Source organism: Paraburkholderia sp. BR14320 (assembly GCF_040948665.1).
In the GTDB taxonomy this organism is placed as follows: Bacteria; Pseudomonadota; Gammaproteobacteria; order Burkholderiales; family Burkholderiaceae; genus Paraburkholderia; species Paraburkholderia youngii.
Window position 1 is genome coordinate 1 of sequence record NZ_JBFPKG010000198.1, and the last position, 1,130, is coordinate 1,130.

The 1,130-nt window shown below is 57.6% G+C and carries 2 protein-coding genes and 1 pseudogene; 2 read left to right on the plus strand and 1 reads right to left on the minus strand.

Going from position 1 to position 1,130, the window contains the following annotated elements; all coding sequences use genetic code 11:
• Positions 1–180 precede the first annotated feature (180 nt).
• Together AB3X89_RS39830 and AB3X89_RS39835 are read left to right on the plus strand one after the other, a co-directional pair.
• On the plus strand, positions 181–411 hold the full coding sequence (locus AB3X89_RS39830; RefSeq protein ID WP_368588008.1) for a hypothetical protein: 231 nt from the start codon (positions 181–183) through the stop codon (positions 409–411).
• A gap of 137 nt (positions 412–548) precedes the next feature.
• Positions 549–770 (plus strand): annotated as a pseudogene (locus tag AB3X89_RS39835) (IS6 family transposase); the annotation flags it as partial.
• A gap of 54 nt (positions 771–824) precedes the next feature.
• Here AB3X89_RS39835 and AB3X89_RS39840 read toward each other — a convergent pair.
• Positions 825–1,130: DDE-type integrase/transposase/recombinase (locus tag AB3X89_RS39840; RefSeq protein WP_368588009.1), on the minus strand; the 306-nt coding region annotated here is incomplete at its 5' end.

A 1,130-nucleotide genomic window follows, 5' to 3' on the forward strand; every position in this document is an offset into this window, starting at 1 on the left:
GCATGGCGTCTTCGCGTACTCGGCCGACTTCACCCATCTCGCGAAGCTGTACGGCTGGCTGTATCGCCGGGCGGCTGCGGACAAATCTGGCGCGCACCGTCAGCGCCGGGCACGTGGCCGCTCTGAGTGGCGGCGGGTCGTCCCAAAATGATGGCATTTTCAACCTAAAAGGAGGAACTTATGTTCGGTCCGGTTATGGATCTCGTATCAAAGGGAGGTGGGATAGGCGCAACAGTGAGCAGTGCGGCAGACGGTGAACTGATAGACAAGGAGATGGCTGTACTGGGTGCAGAAACTCGTAAGACGACTTTGCATACGGCACAAGAGACAGCGCGGAACACGCTGACCGGTGCGTTGGCGGCCATGATCAAAAACCTAGCTGAAACCGTCAAAGGTGCCGCTCCTCACTAAAAAGTCGTTTTGTTACGGGCCGGCAGGCGGTTCGCCGCGCGTCGGCCCCGTGAGCGATGCGGCGGTTCTTTGAACGCTACCTGTGCGTCTTCGAGGGGCACTGTCACGTTGGCGGGGTAGTCACGTAAGATGTCACGATGAAGAAAGAAAAATCGCTTTATCACGGCCACCGGTTCCCGGCGGCAATCATTAGTCTCGCGCTTCGGTGGTATTTCCGGTTCCAACTTGGCCTGCGTGATATTGAAGAACTGCCGTTCGAGCACGGTGTCGTTGTCAGTTACGAGACGATGCGCCGCTGGTGCGACAAATTCGGCGCGGGCTTCGCACATCGCGTCAAAGCTGCTCGCCGCAAGCTTGGCGGTTCTGTCGCAGTAAGAGCGAGAGGTCGGCCAAGTCTGTATGGTATGGATTCCTTATCCAGCCAGCGGATAGAATTGCTGTGCGGGAGTTTGACCAACGCCGCCATCGTTCAATTGTCCCTTGACGATCATGTGCATAACTTCGATGTCGCCCAACAGGATGCGGGCACAATGAAAGTTTTTGAACCTAGGCATCGGTCGAGTCCGGCGCTTGATCGCCTGCAAGGCAGCCAGATTCGATCCGCTCCTGTCGATCGTCACGGTCCCGGGTTCGCCATTCTGGTCGATTGCCTTTTCGAAATAGGCCCGGGCCGCAGCCTTGTCCCGTGGGGCTCGCAGCAGAAAATCAACGGTGTTGCC

Excerpts from the sequence above, each read along its gene's own strand:
- AB3X89_RS39830 (WP_368588008.1), top strand. The coding sequence starts at position 181 with ATGTTCGGTCCGGTTATGGATCTCGTATCAAAGGGAGGTGGGATAGGC.